Origin of the sequence: Pseudoxanthomonas sangjuensis (assembly GCF_010211755.1) — a bacterium.
Classification (GTDB): Bacteria; Pseudomonadota; Gammaproteobacteria; order Xanthomonadales; family Xanthomonadaceae; genus Pseudoxanthomonas_A; species Pseudoxanthomonas_A sangjuensis.
In genome coordinates this window covers 153,800-170,720 of sequence record NZ_PDWR01000004.1, presented here as the reverse complement: position 1 = coordinate 170,720, position 16,921 = coordinate 153,800, and the positions used below count along the sequence as shown (strand labels likewise).

Sequence of the window (16,921 nt, the reverse complement as noted above, 5' to 3'; positions counted from 1 at the left end):
GTCGGGACGCGAGATCCGGTGTGCGGCCCCTGCTGAATTACGGTGCGGCTACACCGAGGCGTTATCGGGCGCGCACACCGGGCTCTCGGCGCTTACAGTAGGGGAAAGCAAAGACATAAGGCGTTAGGCCGCTGACATGCCAATACCGCTAAGCGATGCAGATGAAATCCAACCTGGCGAGTTCTACGAAGACTGCGCCTATCACCCGTGCCTTTGCACCGGCACTGATATGGGCATGGTTGAGGGCATCTCGCTCGTAGACGGCTCCTATCCACGGCAGTGCGGAGTACCTCAATGTGGCGTCCGCAAGCTGACCTTGGAGGAGGCAATTCAATGGCGATTCAATGGACCACCTGATATCCCGCCAGAGATTGAGATGACTGACGCACAGAAGTACTGGCTGAGATGACATCCTCCACGTTGGGTCCTACTTGCTATCGGCAGCGGCCTAACAATTCATTCAAGCCGAAGCCGCTTCGCGGCTCGGCTTAATTCAGCAACTGTCTTGAGAAGGTGCCTTTAGGCGACAGCCGCCAAAGCCTTCAACTCGTCCCGCCGCCGCGCATTGACGATCGTCAGCAGCTTGCGCATGCACGCCACCAGCGCGACCTTGGCCACATCGATCCCGACTGCCGTCATCTCGTCCTCCGCGCTAAAGTAGGCCGGTCGAGAGCATCACGTCCGGCCCACGCTTATCGGTGCGAGGGAAGCCTCGCGCAACTGTTCGGGCGTCGGGACGCGAGATCCGGTGTGCGGCCCCCTGCTGAATTACGGTGCGGCTACACCGAGGCGTTATCGGGCGCGCACACCGGGCTCTCGGCGCTTAACAGTAGGGGAAAGCAAAGACATAAGGCGTTAGAGGGCCGCGTGGAGCAAGGTAGGGCGGGTCCTGACCCGCCTTGCCTGACCGATGCATCTCATGGCGGCGGGTCAGGACCCGCCCTACCGTTTTCGCCTGGCCATCTGCGTCGCGCGACCAATCCGGTCAGAACGGCTTCGCCAGCACCAGGTACACCACGCCGACCAACAGCAGCACCGGCACTTCGTTGAACCAGCGCAGCGTCTTCGACGACGGCAGCGAACGGCCCTTGTCCATGCCCTTCAGCCAGCGCCCGCCGACGATGTAGTGGGCGAACATCACCGCCACCAGCGCCAGCTTGGCATGCAGCCAGCCGCCGCCAATGCCGAACCCCAGCCACAACGCCAGGCCGCACAGGAACGCCAGCCCGAACATGATGTGGCCGAAGCGGTACAGCCTGCGACCCATCAGCTTCAGGCGCTCCTGCACCTGCGCCTGTCCGGCGGACTCGGCCAGGTTGACCAGGATGCGCGGCAGGTAGAACACCCCGCCCATCCACGCCATGACGAAAACGAGATGCGCGGTCTTGACCCAGAAATACATCGGCGGCTTTCCCCTGTTGGATCGTCGGGCGCAAGGATACCTTTCCCGCACGACCTTGTGTCCGTCGTCATTCCCGCGAAAGCGGGAATGGCGAGCAAAAGCGGTTACGCTTCGTCATCCATCATCCCCCATCCGTTGCCGTCTCCCGTGATCAAGCAATACGACGAAGCCTACTTCCAACGCTGGTACCGCCAGGGCGACATCGGCGGGCCGCAGCGGCTGGCGCGCAAGGGCGCGCTGGCGGTGGCCTGCGCCGAGTACTACCTCGAGCGCCCGGTCCGCAGCGTGCTCGACGTCGGCTGCGGCGAGGGCGCATGGCGCGCACCGCTGCTGAAGCTGCGGCCGAAGCTGCGCTACCTCGGCTTCGACAGCAGCGAGTACGCGATCGCCCGCCACGGTGCCAGGCGCAACCTGCACTACGCGCGCTTCGGCGACTTCGCGCTGCTGCGCCCGTGCCCGCCGGTCGACCTGCTGGTCTGCGCCGACGTAATGCACTACCTGCCGTCGGCCGAGCTGCGCCGCGGCCTGCCCGGCCTGGCCGAACTGTGCGGCGGCGTGGCCTTCCTGGAGACCTTCGCCGCCGAAGACGAATTCGACGGCGACCGCGCCGGGTTCCAGAAACGCAGTGCGGGCTGGTACCGCAAGCAGCTCATCGGCAACGGTTTCCTGCCCGCCGGGTCGCATTGCTGGCTGGCGCCGGCGCTGGCCCCGCAGGCCGCCGCGCTCGAGACCGTGATTTAACTTTTACCCCGGGCCCGCTTGGTATGCTGCGTCGCACCAATCGCAACAGACCGCATTTCGCGATGACGCTTTACCAACTGCACGAACTCGGACGCCACTGGATGGCCCCGTGGGTCCACCTGGCCGACGCCAACGCCCGGATCTTCTCCGACCCGAACAGCTGGCTGTCGGCGCTGCCGGGCGCCGAGCGCGTGTCCGCGTACAACGAACTGCTGCACCGCCTCGGCAAGGACTACGAGAAGCCGGCGTGGGGCATCCACGAGGTCGAGGTCGGCGGCCACGCCGTGCCGGTGATCGAGCAGGAAGTGATCGCCAACCCGTTCTGCCGGCTGCTGCGCTTCAAGCGCTACACCGACGATGCGGCCAACATCAAGCGGATGAAGGAAGACCCGGCGGTGCTGGTGGTCGCGCCGCTGTCCGGCCACCACGCCACCCTGCTGCGCGACACCGTGCGCACCCTGCTGCGCGACCACAAGGTCTACGTCACCGAATGGATCGACGCGCGCATGGTGCCGCTGGCGGCGGGCGAGTTCGGCCTGGACGACTACATCGCCTACATCGAGCAGTTCATCCGCCACATCGGCGCCGGGAAGCTGCACGTGATCAGCGTCTGCCAGCCGACCGTGCCGGTGCTGGCCGCGGTGTCGCTGATGGCCGCGCGCGGCGAAGCGACGCCGCGTTCGCTGGTGATGATGGGCGGGCCGATCGACGCGCGCAGCAGCCCGACCGCGGTCAACGGCCTGGCCACGCGCAACTCGCTGGCATGGTTCGAAAGCAACGTCATCCACACCGTGCCCGCACCCTACCCGGGCGAAGGCCGCCGGGTCTATCCGGGCTTCCTGCAGCACGCCGGGTTCATCGCGATGAACCCCAGCCGCCACGTCATGTCGCACTGGGATTACTACTCCGACCTGGTCAAGGGCGACCTGCAGGACGCCGAGGCGCACCGCCGGTTCTACGACGAATACAACGCCGTGCTGGACATGCCGGCGAAGTACTACCTGGACACCATCCGCACGGTGTTCCAGGAGTTCCTGCTGCCGCGCGGCAAGTGGAAGGTGAAGGGCGAGCCGGTGGCTCCGGCTGCGATAAAGAAGACCGCGCTGATGAGCATCGAGGGCGAGCTGGACGACATCTCCGGCCCCGGCCAGACCGCCGCCGCGCACGGACTGTGCACCGGCATCCCGAAGGCGAGGCACGCACACCTGACCGTGCAGGGTGCCGGCCACTACGGCATCTTCAGCGGCCGCCGCTGGCGCGAAGTGGTCTACCCGCAGGTGCGGGATTTCATCGCCAAATACGCCTGACCGGGTGCCGCAGGGGGCGCGCCGCGCCCCTGCAGCAGATGCATCACACCACCGGGTCGCGCACCAGCAGGTGCTTGGCCAGCCAGGCATGGAAGTGGCCGACCGCGCGCGCCAGGTGCAGCGTGGCGAACAGCATCAGCACGCCGATGGCGGAAACCAGCGGCAGCAGCCAGGGCCCGGCCGTCGAGACCGTCCAGTGCGCGATGGTCACGTCGAACACGCCCGGGATCATCACGCTCAGCGGTGCCGCCGCCAGCATCACGGCCGTGCTCAGCAGGGTCACGAAGATCGAAAAGTACGCGGTGCCCAGCGGCATCATCAGCAGGAAGTACAGCATCGCCGTCCACGTGCGCAGGTCGGTGAACAACTCCTTGATCCGTTCCAGCCACGGCTTGTCGCGCTGCGTGTACAGCGGCCGCCGCGGCATGCGCTCGCCGAGCAGGGCCTCGACGATGCGGCCCTCGACCAGCGACAGCAGCCGCACCGACATCAGGAACAGCAACAGCAGCGGCACGCCGATGACCAGCACCAGCAGGCCCGCCGACAGGCTGGCGCCGGTGACCACCCAGGTGAAGTAGAAGATGCCGGTGGCCAGCGCCAGGAACATGTAGAACAGCGCGCCGTAGGTGCGCGGGTCGGCGGCGACGCCGAAGAACTTGCCGAGCGGCGACTCGCGCTTCTTCGGCGGCGGCGGGCGCAGCGCGCGGGTCACGGTGACCTCGGTGTCGCGGTAGATCCCGGCGACCTCCTCCGGCGCGCCGTAGCTGCCGGCGACCGAGGCGATCACTTCGGCCTCGGATTTCCCGGACTGCTCGGCGAGCTCGGAACGCAGGTATTCCTCGGCGTCGTACAGCGCGTCCTGGACCATTGCCGGGTCGGCGCCCTTCAGCGCCGCGCGCAGCTGTTCCAAGTATTCGGGAATCGTAGTCGGCAAACCTTCGGCGTTCATTGTTCTATTCCCCTCAGGACGGTATCGACGGAGTCGCGGGTCGCGCACCAGGCGGCGGCCCATTCGCGCAGGGCGGCGCGCCCCGCATCGGTAATGCGGTAGTAGCGGCGCGGCGGGCCGGACATCGACGGCTCGACGAAGCTGTCCAGCAACCCGGCCCCCTCCAGATTGCGCAGCACCGGGTACAGCGCGCTCTGCTTGCCGCTGAGCACGCCGTCCAGCCCTTCCATGCGCTTGGCGATCAGATAGCCGTACAGCGGCTCCTCGGCCTGCGCCAGCACCGCGAGCAGCACCAGCGACACGGTGCCGGCGCTCAGTTCCTTCTGAAACTTCTTCAACTGGATGTCGGCTTCGGTCATCGCCCCGCCTTGCGGCCGGTCCGCTAGTCCGAGGGGGATACTACTACTTAGTTCGATATAGCGAATATGCCATTAGTCACCGGACGGCCTCGCGGCGTCCGTTCGGCATGATCTGTGCGGGCGATGGCCTCGAACAGGCCTGCCCGGCGTGCTGCCGTCAGGGATTTGAGGCCGCAGCGGCGATTCCCCCCCAGCGCGGGGGAACAGCGCCTTGTCTAGGAAACGGACGAACGGTGGCCGGAGCAGACCCGCCATGCGATGTAGCCGAGCGTCACGGCCACCGACGCGCCAACCACGACCAGAGAGCCGACCAGCGCCACGTCGCGCGACGCGAACGCCCACAACCCCGCATAGGCGAGGCCCGCCAGCGTCATCGCCCAGCCGCCTACGCGCTGCACGGCCTGCCTCGTCGCGGCGAGGCCGGGCGACGGGGGCGGCGGCCCCTCCAGCGATTTCGGCATCCGGTTGCCATAGGCGGCAAGGCCGAGGCCGATCAGCACCATGACGCCACGCGTCGTGGTCTCTCCGTCGATCACTCCCTGCTTCCGCAGGAAGGTCAGCAGCAAGGCACCGCCGATCTGCACGCCGGCGATGACGAGGGCGGCGCGGATGTTTTTCCAGGCATCGCGGGAGACGGGATTGGCGTTCATTTGACGGCTCCTTCCTGAATCTGTCTGGGTTCGGTGTTTTCGGCGGCATCCGCCGGCGCCTTCGTTTCGGCGCGGACGCCGAACAACTGGGCAAAGCCCAGCAGCGCGTCTTCCAGCACCGACAACCGGAGTTGGTAGGTGATCGTCGTGCCGATCTTGCAGGCCTCGATCAGGTCCGCTTCGCGCAGTACGGCGAAATGCGCCGACATGGTCGGTCGCGACACCGGGAAATGGTCGGCCAGTTCCCCGGCCGTCATCGGCCGCTGGCGCAGCAATTCCAGCACCTTGCGGCGGGTCGGATCGGCCAGGGCCTTGAAGACGGCGTTCATGATGTCGGTATTTAGCTAAACATCTAAATAAAAGTCAAGTCCCGTTCCATTGGACGTCCGATCAGGCTGGGCAAATGGCCTGAGATCGCGTACTTGCGCAGGTTCGACCGCCCCATCGCAGTGGACCGGTCGCTGGCCCCGGCGCACTTGGTCGGGGAGAATTGGGATCTTCCTTCACCGAGGCTCATCCATGACCCTGCGCCTGCTGCCCGTCGCCTGCCTGCTCGCCCTTGGCTTCCCGGCATCCGCCGACGAACCCGCCAGGACCCAATACCGCAGCGCCAAGGAAATCGTCGACGCGGCCCCGGACAGCGACTGGCGCACCCCGGACCCGGCCAACCTGCTGTACATGGACCTGGAGGCCGGCCGGGTGGTCATCGAACTGGCCCCGGACTTCGCCCCCGAGCACGCCGGCAACATCCGCACGCTGGCGAAGGAACACTTCTGGGACGGCACCAGCATCTACCGTTCGCAGGACAACTTCGTCGTGCAGTTCGGCGACGTCGACGGCGAGGATCCGGCCAAGGCCAAGTCGCTGGGCAGCGCCAGGACGCCCCTGCCGGCCGAATTCCATCGCGCCGCCAACGGGTTGAAGTTCGACCGCCTGCCGGACAGCGACGGCTGGGCGCCGGAAGTCGGCTTCGTCGGCGGTTTCCCGGTCGGCCGCGACCCGGAGAAGGGCACCGCCTGGCTGGCGCACTGCTACGGCACGCTCGGCGCCGGGCGCAACAACGCCGACGACAGCAGCATCGGCGCCGAACTGTACGTGACCATCGGCCAGTCGCCGCGGCAACTCGACGACAACATCACCGTGGTCGGCCGCGTGCTGCAGGGCATGGAATTGCTGAGCACGATCCGCCGCGGCCCGCCGCCGATGGGCTTCTACGAAAACGCCGCCGAGCGCACGCCGATCAAGTCGATCCGGCTGGCGAGCGACGTGCCGGAAGCGGAGCGCACGCCGATCCAGGTGCTGCGCACCGACAGCAGGACCTTCGCCGACGCGACCGAGGCGCGGCGCAACCGCGTCGACGATTTCTACAAGCGCCCGGCCGGGCACATCGACCTGTGCAACGTGCCGGTGCCGGTGCGCGAGCCGAAGCACTGAACCCACCCCGCACCGGGAAGACCCCATGAACCGCCGCCTGCCCGCCCTTGCCCTGACCGCCGCCCTCGCCGCCTGCCAGCCGATGCCGGCACCCGATACCGCGCAAACCGCGGCCGCCACGCCCGATGCCGCCGCCGACGCGGCCTTCGCCGAACTGTCGAAGCGCACGCTCGACGGCTGGCTGGCGCTGTCGCCGGTCGGCGCCACGCAGATCGGCGAACACCGTTACGACGACCAGATCGACGACCTCAGCGCCGCGGGCCGACAGAAGTCACTCGACTTCGCGAAGAACGCGCTGGTCGAACTCGGCAAGCTGGACACCGCGAAGCTGTCGCGCGACAACCAGGTCGACGCCGCGCTCCTGCGCAACCAGCTGGAATCGATGGTGTGGAATACCGAAACCCTGCAGGACTGGGCTTGGGACCCGCAGGTCTACAACGGCCTGGCCGGCGGCGCGCTGTACAACGTGATGGCGCGCGAATTCGCCCCGCTGCCGCAGCGCCTGCAGTCGGCGATCGCGCGCATGGAAAAGATCCCGGCATTGCTGGCGCAGGCACGCGAGAACCTTGATCCGGCACGCGTGCCGAAAATCCATGCCGAAACCGTGGCCAAGCAGAACCCCGGCATCCTCAGCATCGTTGAGCAGTTCATCACGCCGCATGCGAAGGAACTGTCCGACGCCGACCAGACGCGCCTGGCGATGGCGACCGCCACGCTGAAGGAAGCGGTGCAGGAACACCAGCAGTGGCTGGACAAGACCCTGGTGCCGACCGCGCATGGCGACTTCCGCCTTGGCGCCGACAAGTACGACCGGAAACTCAAGTTCAACCTGCTTTCGTCGCTGTCGCGCGCCGAGATCAAGCAGCGCGCCGAAGCCGAACTCGTCCGCGTTCGCGAAGAGATGTACGAAATTGCCCGTGCAGAGTTATTACACGATTACGCTCATCAGATCACGAAGAACCCACTCGAACTTCCAAACGATCCCACGCCGGAACAGCAACAGGCCGCGATCGAGGCCGCGCTGGAGCTGGCCTATGCGGAGAAGCCCGCGCGCGACAAGGTGGTCGAGGAAGCCACCGCATCGCTGAAATCGGCCACCGACTTCGTCAGGCAGAAGGACCTGGTCACCCTGCCCGACGCGCCGGTGAAGATCATCCTGATGCCGGAATTCCAGCGCGGCGTCGCCGTCGCCTACTGCGATTCGCCCGGCCCGCTGGACAAGGGGCTGGAAACCTTCTACGCGATCTCGCCGATTCCCGATGACTGGAGCGCACAGCAGACGGATTCGTTCCTGCGCGAATACAACGACCGCATGATCCACCTGCTCAGCATCCACGAAGGCACGCCGGGCCATTACCTGGAAGGCTGGCATTCGGCCAAGTACCCGTCGGTGCTGCGCGGGGTGCTGCGCTCGGGCCTGTTCGCCGAAGGCTGGGCGGTCTACACCGAGCGGATGATGCAGCAGCAGGGCTACCTGGACGGCGATCCGCTGTTCCACCTGGTGCAGCTGAAGTTCTACCTGCGCACGATCGCGAACGCCATCCTCGACCAGGGCGTGCACGTCGACGGCTGGAGCCGCGAACAGGCGATGGACCTGATGGTGCGGCAGGCCTTCCAGCAGGAACGCGAGGCCGCCGGCAAGTGGGTGCGCGCGCAGCTGACCTCGGCGCAACTGCCGACCTACTTCGTCGGCGCGCAGGAGCACTTCGACCTGCGCGAGGCGGTGCAGGAGAAGGAAGGCGAAAAGTTCGACCTCAAGGCCTACCACGACCGCGTGCTGTCCTACGGCGCGCCGCCGGTGCGCTTCGTCCGCGAGCTGATGCTGGACCAGCCGATCGGGTAGCGATTCCGCTGCGGCCGCCCCGCCCGTCGGGCGGCCGGAGGTTCACTGCGGGTTTCCGTGTGCCGGCACGGCGCCGGCGCCGTGCGGCTTCCCCGGCTGTCTGCATCAACGCAGCCAGGTTGCCGGGGCACGACCTTGGGCGAATGTCGGCCGTCGTCTCCACGGCCTAGCATTGGCATCCGAGAGGAGGAGCCGTTCCCGATGCGCATCGCCCTGCTGGCCGACCTGCACGCCAACCGCGAGGCGACCGAAGCCTGCCTGTCGGCGTTGCGCGGACTCGGCTGCACGCGCTTCGTGTTCCTCGGCGACCTGGTCGGCTACGGCGCCGATCCGGCGTGGGTGGTCGACACGGTGCGCGGCTTCGTCGCCGAAGGCGGTGCCTGCGTGCTCGGCAACCACGACCAGGCGGTGGCCGCGGCGCCGTCGGAGCGCATGGCGCCGCATGCCCGGGCGGCGATCCACTGGACCCGCGGGCAGCTCGACGACGCGCAACTCGATTTCCTGGGGAACCTGCCGCTGCAGGTCGAGGACGACTGGCGCCTGTACGTGCACGCCAACGCCTGGAACCCGGCGGGCTGGGCCTACGTGACCGGCCGTTCCACCGCCACCATGAGCCTGGAAGCCACGCGGCAGCGGCTGACCTGCTGCGGCCACGTGCACGAACCCGCGCTGTACTTCAGCCAGCACGGTTACCCGCAGCCCGGGCAGGCCGGGCATTTCGCGCCGGTGCCGGGCACGCCGGTGTCGCTGTCGCCGGGGCGGCGCTGGCTGGCGTCCCCGGGTTCGTGCGGGCAGCCGCGCGACGGCAACCCCGCCGCCGCCTGCGCGATGCTGGATACCGACGACGCAACGATCCCCTTCCTGCGCGTGCCCTACGACCACGAACGCGCCGCGGCGAAGATCCGCGCCGCCGGCCTGCCCGAATCGTTCGCCGAACGCCTTTCGACGGGAACCTGAAGGATGGCGCCGAAACCGCAACCCGGAATGCGCATCGGCGGCTACGAGCTGCTGGCGCCGCTGCACGAAGGCGGCATGGCGACGCTGTGGCGGGGTGCGCATCCGCAGCAGCAGTTCCCGTTGCTGATGAAGCTGCCGCACCTCGGCTACGGCGAAACCGTGACCCAGGTGGTCGGCTTCGAGGTCGAGCGCATGCTGATGCCGGCGCTCTCCGGCCCGCACGTGCCGCGCTTCGTCGCCAGCGGCGGCGACGACGACCAGCCGTGGCTGGTGATGGCGCACGTGCCCGGCAAGACCCTGCGCCCGCTGCTCGAGCATGCGCCGCTGCCGGCCGAACGCGTGGCGAAGCTCGGCGCCCGGGCCGCGACCGCGCTCGACGACCTGCACCGCCAGCACGTCGTGCACCTCGACATCAAGCCCAGCAACCTGCTGCTGCAGGCGGATGCGGATGGCGGCGAGGAGCGCATCGTGCTGATCGACTTCGGCCTGTCGCACCATGCGCAGTTGCCGGACCTGCTGAGCGAGCAGTTCGACGTGCCGATCGGCACCGCGCCGTACATTTCCCCGGAACAGGTGCTCGGCATCCGCGACGACCCGCGCAGCGACCTGTTCGCGCTCGGCGTGACCCTGTACCACCTCGCCACCGGCGAACGCCCGTTCGGCTTCCCGACCAGCAGGCGCGGCCTGCGCCGCCGCCTGTACCGCGACCCGCAACCGCCGCGCGCGCTGCGCCCGGAGATCCCGCGCTGGTTCCAGGAAATCGTGCTGCGCTGCCTGGAGGTGGACCCGGACGCGCGCTATCCGACCGCCGCGCAACTGGCCTTCGACCTGCAGCACCCCGAACATGTGCCGCTGACCGAACGCGCCGAACGCTCGCAGCGCGACGGCCGCCTAGCGGTGACCCGGCGCTGGCTGCGCTCGCTGGGCCGCGAAGCGGAACCCGCGGCGACCACGCCGGCGACCGCGCCGCTGGTGATGGTCGCGATCGACACCAGGCAGCAGGACCAGGGCCTGGACGCAGCCCTCAACGACGTGGTGCAGCGGTTGATGCAGACCCTGCCGGGCGCGCGCCTGGCCTGCGTCACGGTGATGCGCACCGCGCGGATCGGGCTGGACAGCAACATCGACGACGAGGGCCGCAACCGCCACGTCAAGCGGCTACTGGCGATGCGCCACTGGGCGCGCTCGCTGCAGTTGCCCGACCATCGCATCACCTTCCATGTGCTCGAATCCAGCGACATCGCCGAGGCGCTGGTCGAATTCGCCCGCGACAACGGCATCGACCACCTGGTCATGGGCGCGCGCGGCGTGACCGGGATGAACCGCCTGCTCGGCAGCGTGTCGGCGCGGGTCGTCGCCGAGGCCGGCTGCACCGCGACCGTGGTGCGCTCGCATTCGTCCGCGCGGCGCTGACGGACCGGCCGATCCGCGCCGACCGCGCCGACCGCGCCGGGGCAAGCGTCGCCTACAGCGAACGGCTGATGGTGAAGCTGCCGAACACCGGCGGTTCCTTCTGCCCGTCGAACTCGCGGCTGCTCTGGTAGCGCGCCAGCGCGAACTTCCAGCGCCCCTTCATCGCCGCCAGGCCGAAACCGACGTAGCCGACCAGCGGCTTCTTGTCGACGCCGTGGCTGTCCTTCCAGGTGTTGCCGTCGAGGGTGATGTCGCGCAGCACCCAGCGCGCGTCGGCGGTCAGGAACAGGTGGAAGCGGAAGATCGATCCGGCCGCGGTCTCGACCCGGGGTGCGGTATTTTCGCCGGCCGGGCGCAGCGGCGTGCTGCCGAAGTCGTTGGGCAGGTAGCGGCCGAAACGCAGCTCGCCGCCGACATTGGCGAACGTGGCGAAGTTGCCGACCGCGCCGCCGTAGTGGCTGATCGCGTCCCAGTTCCACTCGCCGTAGTCGTAGGCGCCGGCGAAACGGTTCATGCGCTCGTGCTGCAGCATGAACACCGGTTCGTCGCCGATCTGGTTGTCCCAGCCTTCGAACGGATCGCTGCCGGTGAGCTTGTGCACGGCGTTCTGCACCTGCTCGCCCCGCGCCGCCGGGCCGACGATGCCCAGCTTCAGCTGGGTGGTGACCAGCCGGTCGCCGGTGCGCGCGTTGTAGCCGAAACCGACCAGGAAGGCGCCGGCGTAGGGGCGGTCGTCCTCGATCAGGTCGCTGCGACTGAAATCGGTGGGCGTGAAGATGGCGTGGGTGAAGCTGACCACCATGTTCTGCTGTTCGTAACCCTGCGGCGCCAGCCAGTCGAGGTAGCCGTTGAGCCAGCGCGCCAGCCGCGGCAGGCACGGGTCGTCGGTGTAGTCTTTCAGGTTCGGCGACACCAGGGTCAGCTGCGCGCCGTTGCTGTAACCCTGGTCCTGGCCGCCGAACAGGTCGTTGTCAACGCGGAAGTTCACCGTCGGCGGCAGTTCGGTGCGGATCGGGCACGCGGCGTCGGTGGCGGCGTACGCGCCGCCGCTGAACGCCAGCGCGGCGAGCAGCCATGCTGTCCTGATCGACATGGGGAAGGGTCCTTGCCCGTGATTTCGCGAAAATTTTAAACCGCCCGGTTCTGGAATCATCCCGCCCAGTGCAACGCTTCATGCCAGCGCTGGCACCAGCCGGCCGCGGCATCGGCGACAATGCGCGGATGCCGACCCACCCGCACCGCACCGCCCTGCTGCAAATCCACTTCTGCGTATTGCTGTGGGGCTTCACCGCCATCTTCGGCAAGTTGATTTCGCTGCCGGCGCTGCCGCTGGTGTGGTGGCGCATGCTGATCGTCGTCGTCGCGCTGGCGCTGCTGCCGCGCGCGTGGCGCGGGTTGCGCGCGCTGCCGGTGCGCAGCGTGCTGGCCTACGCCGGCATCGGCGTGCTGGTGGCGCTGCATTGGCTGACCTTCTACGGCTCGATCAAGCTGGCCAACGCCTCGGTCGGCGCCACCTGCATGGCGCTGGCGCCGGTGTTCATCGCCGTGGTCGAACCTTGGCTGGCGCGGCGGCCGTTCTCGTGGCGCGAACTGGCCCTCGGCGTGGCGATGCTGCCCGGCGTGGCCCTGGTGGTCGGCGGCGTGCCGCACGGCATGCGCGCCGGCGTCGCGGTCGGCGCGCTGTCGGCGCTGCTGGTGTCGTTCTTCGCCTCGCTGAACAAGCGCCTGGCCGGGCACGGCGACCCGCTGACCGTCACCGGCATCGAACTCGGCGCCGGCACCCTGCTGCTGACCGCGCTGGCGCCGCTGATGCCGCACGTGTTCCCCGCCTTCGCCGGCGATGTCTTCGCCATGCCCGCGCCACGCGACGCGCTGTATCTGCTGGCGCTGGCGCTGCTGTGCACGCTGCTGCCGTTCGCGCTGTCGCTTGTCGCGTTGCGCCAGCTGAGCGCCTACACGGTGCAACTGGCGATCAACCTGGAGCCGGTCTACGCGATCCTGCTGGCGATCCCGCTGCTCGGCGAGCAGCGCGAACTCGCCCCGCTGTTCTACCTCGGCGTGGCGATCCTGCTCGGCGCGGTGTTCCTGCACCCGCTGCTGCAGAAGCCCGGCAAGATCGAGCACGCGGAAACGCTGTGCGCCTCCGAATCGAAGATGGTCGACCCGTAGGGGCACGGCGCGCCGTGCCCCTGCGTCACCATTCGGTCTGCTCGGGAAGCAGGCCGCGCAATTCGGCGTCGGTCAGGTTGCGCCAGCGTCCCGGCTTCAACTCGCCGAGCTTGAGGTTGTCGATGCGTATGCGGCGCAGCTGCTTCACGCGGTAGCCGAATTGCGCCGCCATCAGGCGGATCTGCCGGTTCAGGCCCTGCGTGAGGACGATGCGGAAGCCGTACGGGCCATGCTTGTACGCGCGGCACGGCAAGGTCTGCTGGCCGTGGATCCACATCCCGCCCCTGGCCATGCCGCGCAGGAATTCCTCGGTGACCGGCTTGTTCACCGCGACCAGGTATTCCTTCTCGTGCCTGTTTTCCTTGCGCAGGACCTGGTTGACGATGTCGCCGTTGCTGGTCAGCAGGATCAGGCCTTCCGAATCCTTGTCGAGGCGGCCGATCGGGAAGATGCGCTGTTCGTGGCCGACGAAATCGACGATGTTGCCCTTGACCGATTCCTCGGTGGTGCAGGTGATGCCGACCGGCTTGTTCAGCGCGATGTAGACGTGCCGGCGCTTGCCCGGCTTGACCTTGCGCACGCGCAGCACGTCGCCGTCGATCCGGACCTCGTCGCCCTCTTCGACCTGCGTGCCGATGCCGGCGACTTCGCCGTTGACGGTGACGCGGCGTTCCGCGACCAGGCGATCAGCTTCGCGGCGCGAGCAGAAACCGGTCTCGGCGATGTACTTGTTCAGCCGCTTCGCCGGCGGCGCGTCGATCAGCGAATCCGGATCAGCCACGTTCCCCGCCCTGCCCCTTGCGGTGCGGCTTCTTCGGGCCGCCCGGCTTGAAGCCCGGGCGCGCGTCCTTCGGCCGGAACGCGCGCTTGCGCGGCGGCGCATCGCCGCCGTCGTGCGCGTCCTCGCCGACCTTGCGGATGCGCAACTGCTGGCCCGCGACCCAGACCTTCTTCAGGTGCATCAGGGTTTCGCGCGGCATGCCTTCGGGCAAGTCCAGCACGCTGTGGTCGTCGTGGATGTCGATGCGGCCGATGTAGCGGCTCTCCAGCCCCGCCTCGTTGGCGATGGCGCCGACGATGTTGGCCGGCTTCACGCCGTGCGCGTGGCCGACCTCGATCCGGTAGGTTTCCATGCCGACTTCCGGCTCGCCGCGCGGCTGCTTCTCGCGCCTCGGCTTCTCGACGAAGTTCGATTCGAACGGGCCGGTCTCGTCGAAATCGCGCGACCTGGCCACGCGCGGGCCGCGCTCGAATTTCTTTTCGCCACGTTGCGGACGCTCCCGACTCCGATCATCCTGAGCGTAGGCGCGTAGCGCCGGAGTCGAAGGACCCTTCGCCTTCGCTTCGCTACGCTCAGGGCGAACGGTTCTTTGTTTTTCCGGCGGCAGCAGCAGCGGCTCGTCGCCCTGCAGCAGCCGCGCCAGTGCTGCGGCGATCTCGATCGCCGGGACGTCGTGCTCGCGCTCGTAGTTCTCGATCAGCGGGCGGAATTCCTCGGCGCCGCCGGCCTCCAGCGCGCCGCCGATCTTCTGCAGGAAGCGCGCCACGCGCTTGTCGTTCACCGCCTCGACGCTGGGCAGCTGCATCTCCTCGATCGGCTGCCGCGTGGCGCGCTCGATCGCGCGCAGCATGCCCTTCTCGCGCGGGGTGACGAACAGGATCGCCTCGCCCTTGCGCCCGGCGCGGCCGGTGCGGCCGATGCGGTGCACGTAGCTTTCGGTGTCGTAGGGGATGTCGTAGTTCAGCACGTGGGTGATGCGGTCCACGTCCAGGCCGCGCGCGGCCACGTCGGTGGCGACCAGCACGTCGAGCTTGCCGTCCTTCAGCTGCTGGATGGTCTTCTCGCGCTGCGCCTGCTGGATGTCGCCGTTGATCGCGGCGGCGGCCAGGCCGCGCGCCTGCAGCTTCTCGGCCAATTCGTCGGTGCCGGCCTTGGTGCGGGCGAAGACGATCATCGCGTCGAACGGCTCGGCCTCGATGATCCGGGTCAGCGCGTCGAGCTTGTGCATGCCGCTGACGAACCAGTAGCGCTGGTGGATGTTCGCCGCAGTGGTGGTCTTCGCCGCGATCTGCACCTCGACCGGATCGTTGAGGTAGGTCTGGGCGATGCGCTTGATCTGCGCCGGCATGGTCGCCGAGAACAGCGCGACCTGGCGCGATTCCGGGGTCTTCTTCAGCACCGTCTCGACGTCGTCGATGAAGCCCATGCGCAGCATTTCGTCGGCTTCGTCCAGCACCAGCGTGGTCAGCCCCGACAGGTCGAGCGAGCCGCGCTCCAGATGGTCGATGACGCGGCCGGGCGTGCCGACCACGACGTGCACGCCGCGCTTGAGCGCCTGCAGCTGCGGGAAGTAGCTCTGCCCGCCGTAGATCGGCAGCACGTGGAAGCCGGGGATCTTCGAGGCATATTTCTGGAAGGCCTCGGCGACCTGGATCGCCAGTTCGCGGGTCGGCGCCAGCACCAGCGCCTGCGGCTTCTTCGCGTCCAGGTCCAGCGTCGACAGCACCGGCAGCGCGAACGCCGCGGTCTTGCCGGTGCCGGTCTGGGCCTGGCCCAGCACGTCCTTGCCGGCCAGCAGCGCGGGGATGGTCGCGGCCTGGATCGGCGACGGCGATTCGTAGCCGACCTCGGCCAGCGCCGCCTGCACGGCGGCGGACAGGCCCAGTTCGGAGAACAGCGGGGTCGCGGTGGGATCGGGGGAAGACATGGCGGCTGGCCGGGCGATGCGGCCGCGTATTGTGCGCCCTGTGGCGATTTTTTGCCCGGTTTCCGCGAAAACCGGGCAACCCGGCTCAGTCGAAATCCACCACGACCGGGAAATGGTCGGAGGGATAGCGGCCGCCGTCGTTCACGTCCAGCGTGTGCACGGCGCGCGGCCGCAGCCCGCGGTACAGCACCCAGTCGATCCGCTTGTCGCCCTTGCCGGTGAACCCGTGGAAGGTGAAACCGGGGCCGTCGTGCGACGGCGCCTCGACCCGGGCGTCGTGCAGCTTGCGGGTCAACGCCCGGTAGGCGCCGCTGGCGGGTACGTCGTTGAAGTCGCCGGTCACGATCACCGGCACGCCCTTCGGCAGCTGCTTCAGCCGGCGCACGATCAGCTTCGCGGCGCGCGTGCGCGCCGGGCCGTCCTCGTCGCGGTACGGGAAATGGGTGTTGAACAGGTAGAAGCGGCGGCCTTCGGCCTTGCGTTCGAACAGCCCCCACGTGACCATCCGCGGCAGCGGGTGGCCCCAGCTGATGCTGCCGGGCACGTCCGGGGTATCCGACAGCCAGAAATCGCCGGATTCGAGCAGGGTGAAGGCGTCCTTGCGATAGAACACGCCCATGTGTTCGTCGCTGTCGTCGCCGCGCCGGCCGACGCCGAACCAGGCGTATTCGGGAAGCCGTTCGGCCAGGAAGTCGCCCTGCGCCTTGACCAGTTCCTGGGTGCCGATCAGGTCCGGCCGCGCGTCGCGGATCGTCCGCGCCATCAGCTCGCGGCGCGCTTCCCAGCGGTCCGGACCGTCGGCGTCCACCGGCACGCGCACGTTGAAGCTCATCACCCGCAGCGGCGGCGCGGCTTCCGCGGCGGATGCGGGCATGGCCGCCAGCCCCGCCAGCAATCCAAGGCACAGGGCGATTCCACGGAATATCGGCATGGGTCGGGTCTCCGGACGGCGGGAACGGCGAATCCGTTCCCCTGCGGCCCGATTCTAT

General features: G+C 68.2%; 16 protein-coding genes. 7 read left to right on the top strand and 9 right to left on the bottom strand.

The genetic code is table 11. From position 1 onward, the window contains the following. Positions 1–985 precede the first annotated feature (985 nt). Positions 986–1,402, bottom strand: a complete 417-nt coding sequence (locus CSC71_RS03595) for a CopD family protein (RefSeq protein ID WP_162372980.1) — start codon at positions 1,400–1,402, stop codon at positions 986–988. A 147-nt stretch (positions 1,403–1,549) separates the two neighbouring features. On the opposite strand from CSC71_RS03595, the gene CSC71_RS03590 reads away from it, so the two are divergent. Together CSC71_RS03590 and CSC71_RS03585 are read left to right on the top strand one after the other, a co-directional pair. Continuing rightward, positions 1,550–2,143, top strand: coding sequence for a class I SAM-dependent DNA methyltransferase (locus tag CSC71_RS03590; protein ID WP_162372979.1), 594 nt, complete (start codon positions 1,550–1,552; stop codon positions 2,141–2,143). A gap of 62 nt (positions 2,144–2,205) precedes the next feature. Beyond that, complete coding sequence (locus CSC71_RS03585; protein WP_162372978.1) at positions 2,206–3,450, top strand: polyhydroxyalkanoate depolymerase; 1,245 nt, start codon at positions 2,206–2,208, stop codon at positions 3,448–3,450. A gap of 43 nt (positions 3,451–3,493) precedes the next feature. On the opposite strand, the gene CSC71_RS03580 is transcribed toward CSC71_RS03585, so the two are convergent. From CSC71_RS03580 to CSC71_RS03565, 4 genes are all read right to left on the bottom strand, one after another. Continuing rightward, complete coding sequence (locus tag CSC71_RS03580) at positions 3,494–4,399, bottom strand: sensor domain-containing protein (protein WP_162372977.1); 906 nt, start codon at positions 4,397–4,399, stop codon at positions 3,494–3,496. After that, positions 4,396–4,758 carry a PadR family transcriptional regulator gene (locus tag CSC71_RS03575; protein ID WP_162372976.1) on the bottom strand — a complete coding sequence of 121 codons (363 nt, stop codon included), beginning with the start codon at positions 4,756–4,758 and terminating at the stop codon, positions 4,396–4,398. Before CSC71_RS03575 ends, CSC71_RS03580 begins: the two co-directional genes overlap by 4 nt. A gap of 215 nt (positions 4,759–4,973) precedes the next feature. Further along, a complete protein-coding gene (locus CSC71_RS03570; protein ID WP_162372975.1) occupies positions 4,974–5,408 on the bottom strand; it encodes an ammonium transporter in 435 nt (144 codons plus the stop codon). After that, positions 5,405–5,737, bottom strand: coding sequence for an autorepressor SdpR family transcription factor (locus CSC71_RS03565; RefSeq protein ID WP_162372974.1), 333 nt, complete (start codon positions 5,735–5,737; stop codon positions 5,405–5,407). Before CSC71_RS03565 ends, CSC71_RS03570 begins: the two co-directional genes overlap by 4 nt. A gap of 190 nt (positions 5,738–5,927) precedes the next feature. On the opposite strand from CSC71_RS03565, the gene CSC71_RS03560 reads away from it, so the two are divergent. The 4 genes from CSC71_RS03560 (at position 5,928) to CSC71_RS03545 (ending at position 11,055) form a co-directional block, all read left to right on the top strand. Further along, positions 5,928–6,842 carry a peptidylprolyl isomerase gene (locus CSC71_RS03560; protein WP_162372973.1) on the top strand — a complete coding sequence of 305 codons (915 nt, stop codon included), beginning with the start codon at positions 5,928–5,930 and terminating at the stop codon, positions 6,840–6,842. 25 nt (positions 6,843–6,867) lie between these two features. Next, positions 6,868–8,685, top strand: a complete 1,818-nt coding sequence (locus CSC71_RS03555; RefSeq protein ID WP_162372972.1) for a DUF885 domain-containing protein — start codon at positions 6,868–6,870, stop codon at positions 8,683–8,685. A 201-nt stretch (positions 8,686–8,886) separates the two neighbouring features. Next, complete coding sequence (locus CSC71_RS03550) at positions 8,887–9,642, top strand: metallophosphoesterase family protein (protein WP_162372971.1); 756 nt, start codon at positions 8,887–8,889, stop codon at positions 9,640–9,642. Between the two features lie 3 nt (positions 9,643–9,645). Next, complete coding sequence (locus tag CSC71_RS03545; RefSeq protein WP_162372970.1) at positions 9,646–11,055, top strand: bifunctional serine/threonine-protein kinase/universal stress protein; 1,410 nt, start codon at positions 9,646–9,648, stop codon at positions 11,053–11,055. A gap of 52 nt (positions 11,056–11,107) precedes the next feature. Here CSC71_RS03545 and CSC71_RS03540 read toward each other — a convergent pair whose 3' ends face one another. Further along, complete coding sequence (locus CSC71_RS03540; RefSeq protein WP_162372969.1) at positions 11,108–12,148, bottom strand: lipid A deacylase LpxR family protein; 1,041 nt, start codon at positions 12,146–12,148, stop codon at positions 11,108–11,110. Between the two features lie 128 nt (positions 12,149–12,276). On the opposite strand from CSC71_RS03540, the gene CSC71_RS03535 reads away from it, so the two are divergent. Further along, positions 12,277–13,224, top strand: coding sequence for a DMT family transporter (locus CSC71_RS03535; RefSeq protein WP_162372968.1), 948 nt, complete (start codon positions 12,277–12,279; stop codon positions 13,222–13,224). Between the two features lie 25 nt (positions 13,225–13,249). Here the strand turns inward: CSC71_RS03535 and CSC71_RS03530 are convergent, their stop codons facing one another. From CSC71_RS03530 to CSC71_RS03520, 3 genes are all read right to left on the bottom strand, one after another. Continuing rightward, positions 13,250–14,005: a pseudouridine synthase gene (locus tag CSC71_RS03530; RefSeq protein ID WP_246191942.1), complete on the bottom strand. Its 756-nt coding sequence runs from the start codon at positions 14,003–14,005 to the stop codon at positions 13,250–13,252. Continuing rightward, entirely contained in the window at positions 13,998–15,932 is a 1,935-nt protein-coding gene (locus CSC71_RS03525) for a DEAD/DEAH box helicase (protein WP_162372966.1), read from the bottom strand. The genes CSC71_RS03530 and CSC71_RS03525 overlap by 8 nt, the downstream gene beginning before the upstream one ends. 85 nt (positions 15,933–16,017) lie before the next feature. After that, entirely contained in the window at positions 16,018–16,863 is an 846-nt protein-coding gene (locus tag CSC71_RS03520; protein WP_162372965.1) for an endonuclease/exonuclease/phosphatase family protein, read from the bottom strand. Positions 16,864–16,921 lie beyond the last annotated feature (58 nt).

What these genes read in the sequence shown, in the direction of transcription:
- CSC71_RS03595 (WP_162372980.1), bottom strand. Translation starts at nt 1,402, where the DNA reads ATGTATTTCTGGGTCAAGACCGCGCATCTCGTTTTCGTCATGGCGTGG.
- CSC71_RS03585 (WP_162372978.1), top strand. Translation starts at nt 2,206, where the DNA reads ATGACGCTTTACCAACTGCACGAACTCGGACGCCACTGGATGGCCCCG.
- CSC71_RS03580 (WP_162372977.1), bottom strand. Translation starts at nt 4,399, where the DNA reads ATGAACGCCGAAGGTTTGCCGACTACGATTCCCGAATACTTGGAACAG.
- CSC71_RS03575 (WP_162372976.1), bottom strand. Translation starts at nt 4,758, where the DNA reads ATGACCGAAGCCGACATCCAGTTGAAGAAGTTTCAGAAGGAACTGAGC.
- CSC71_RS03570 (WP_162372975.1), bottom strand. Translation starts at nt 5,408, where the DNA reads ATGAACGCCAATCCCGTCTCCCGCGATGCCTGGAAAAACATCCGCGCC.
- CSC71_RS03565 (WP_162372974.1), bottom strand. Translation starts at nt 5,737, where the DNA reads ATGAACGCCGTCTTCAAGGCCCTGGCCGATCCGACCCGCCGCAAGGTG.
- CSC71_RS03560 (WP_162372973.1), top strand. Translation starts at nt 5,928, where the DNA reads ATGACCCTGCGCCTGCTGCCCGTCGCCTGCCTGCTCGCCCTTGGCTTC.
- CSC71_RS03555 (WP_162372972.1), top strand. Translation starts at nt 6,868, where the DNA reads ATGAACCGCCGCCTGCCCGCCCTTGCCCTGACCGCCGCCCTCGCCGCC.
- CSC71_RS03550 (WP_162372971.1), top strand. Translation starts at nt 8,887, where the DNA reads ATGCGCATCGCCCTGCTGGCCGACCTGCACGCCAACCGCGAGGCGACC.
- CSC71_RS03545 (WP_162372970.1), top strand. Translation starts at nt 9,646, where the DNA reads ATGGCGCCGAAACCGCAACCCGGAATGCGCATCGGCGGCTACGAGCTG.
- CSC71_RS03540 (WP_162372969.1), bottom strand. Translation starts at nt 12,148, where the DNA reads ATGTCGATCAGGACAGCATGGCTGCTCGCCGCGCTGGCGTTCAGCGGC.
- CSC71_RS03535 (WP_162372968.1), top strand. Translation starts at nt 12,277, where the DNA reads ATGCCGACCCACCCGCACCGCACCGCCCTGCTGCAAATCCACTTCTGC.
- CSC71_RS03525 (WP_162372966.1), bottom strand. Translation starts at nt 15,932, where the DNA reads ATGTCTTCCCCCGATCCCACCGCGACCCCGCTGTTCTCCGAACTGGGC.
- CSC71_RS03520 (WP_162372965.1), bottom strand. Translation starts at nt 16,863, where the DNA reads ATGCCGATATTCCGTGGAATCGCCCTGTGCCTTGGATTGCTGGCGGGG.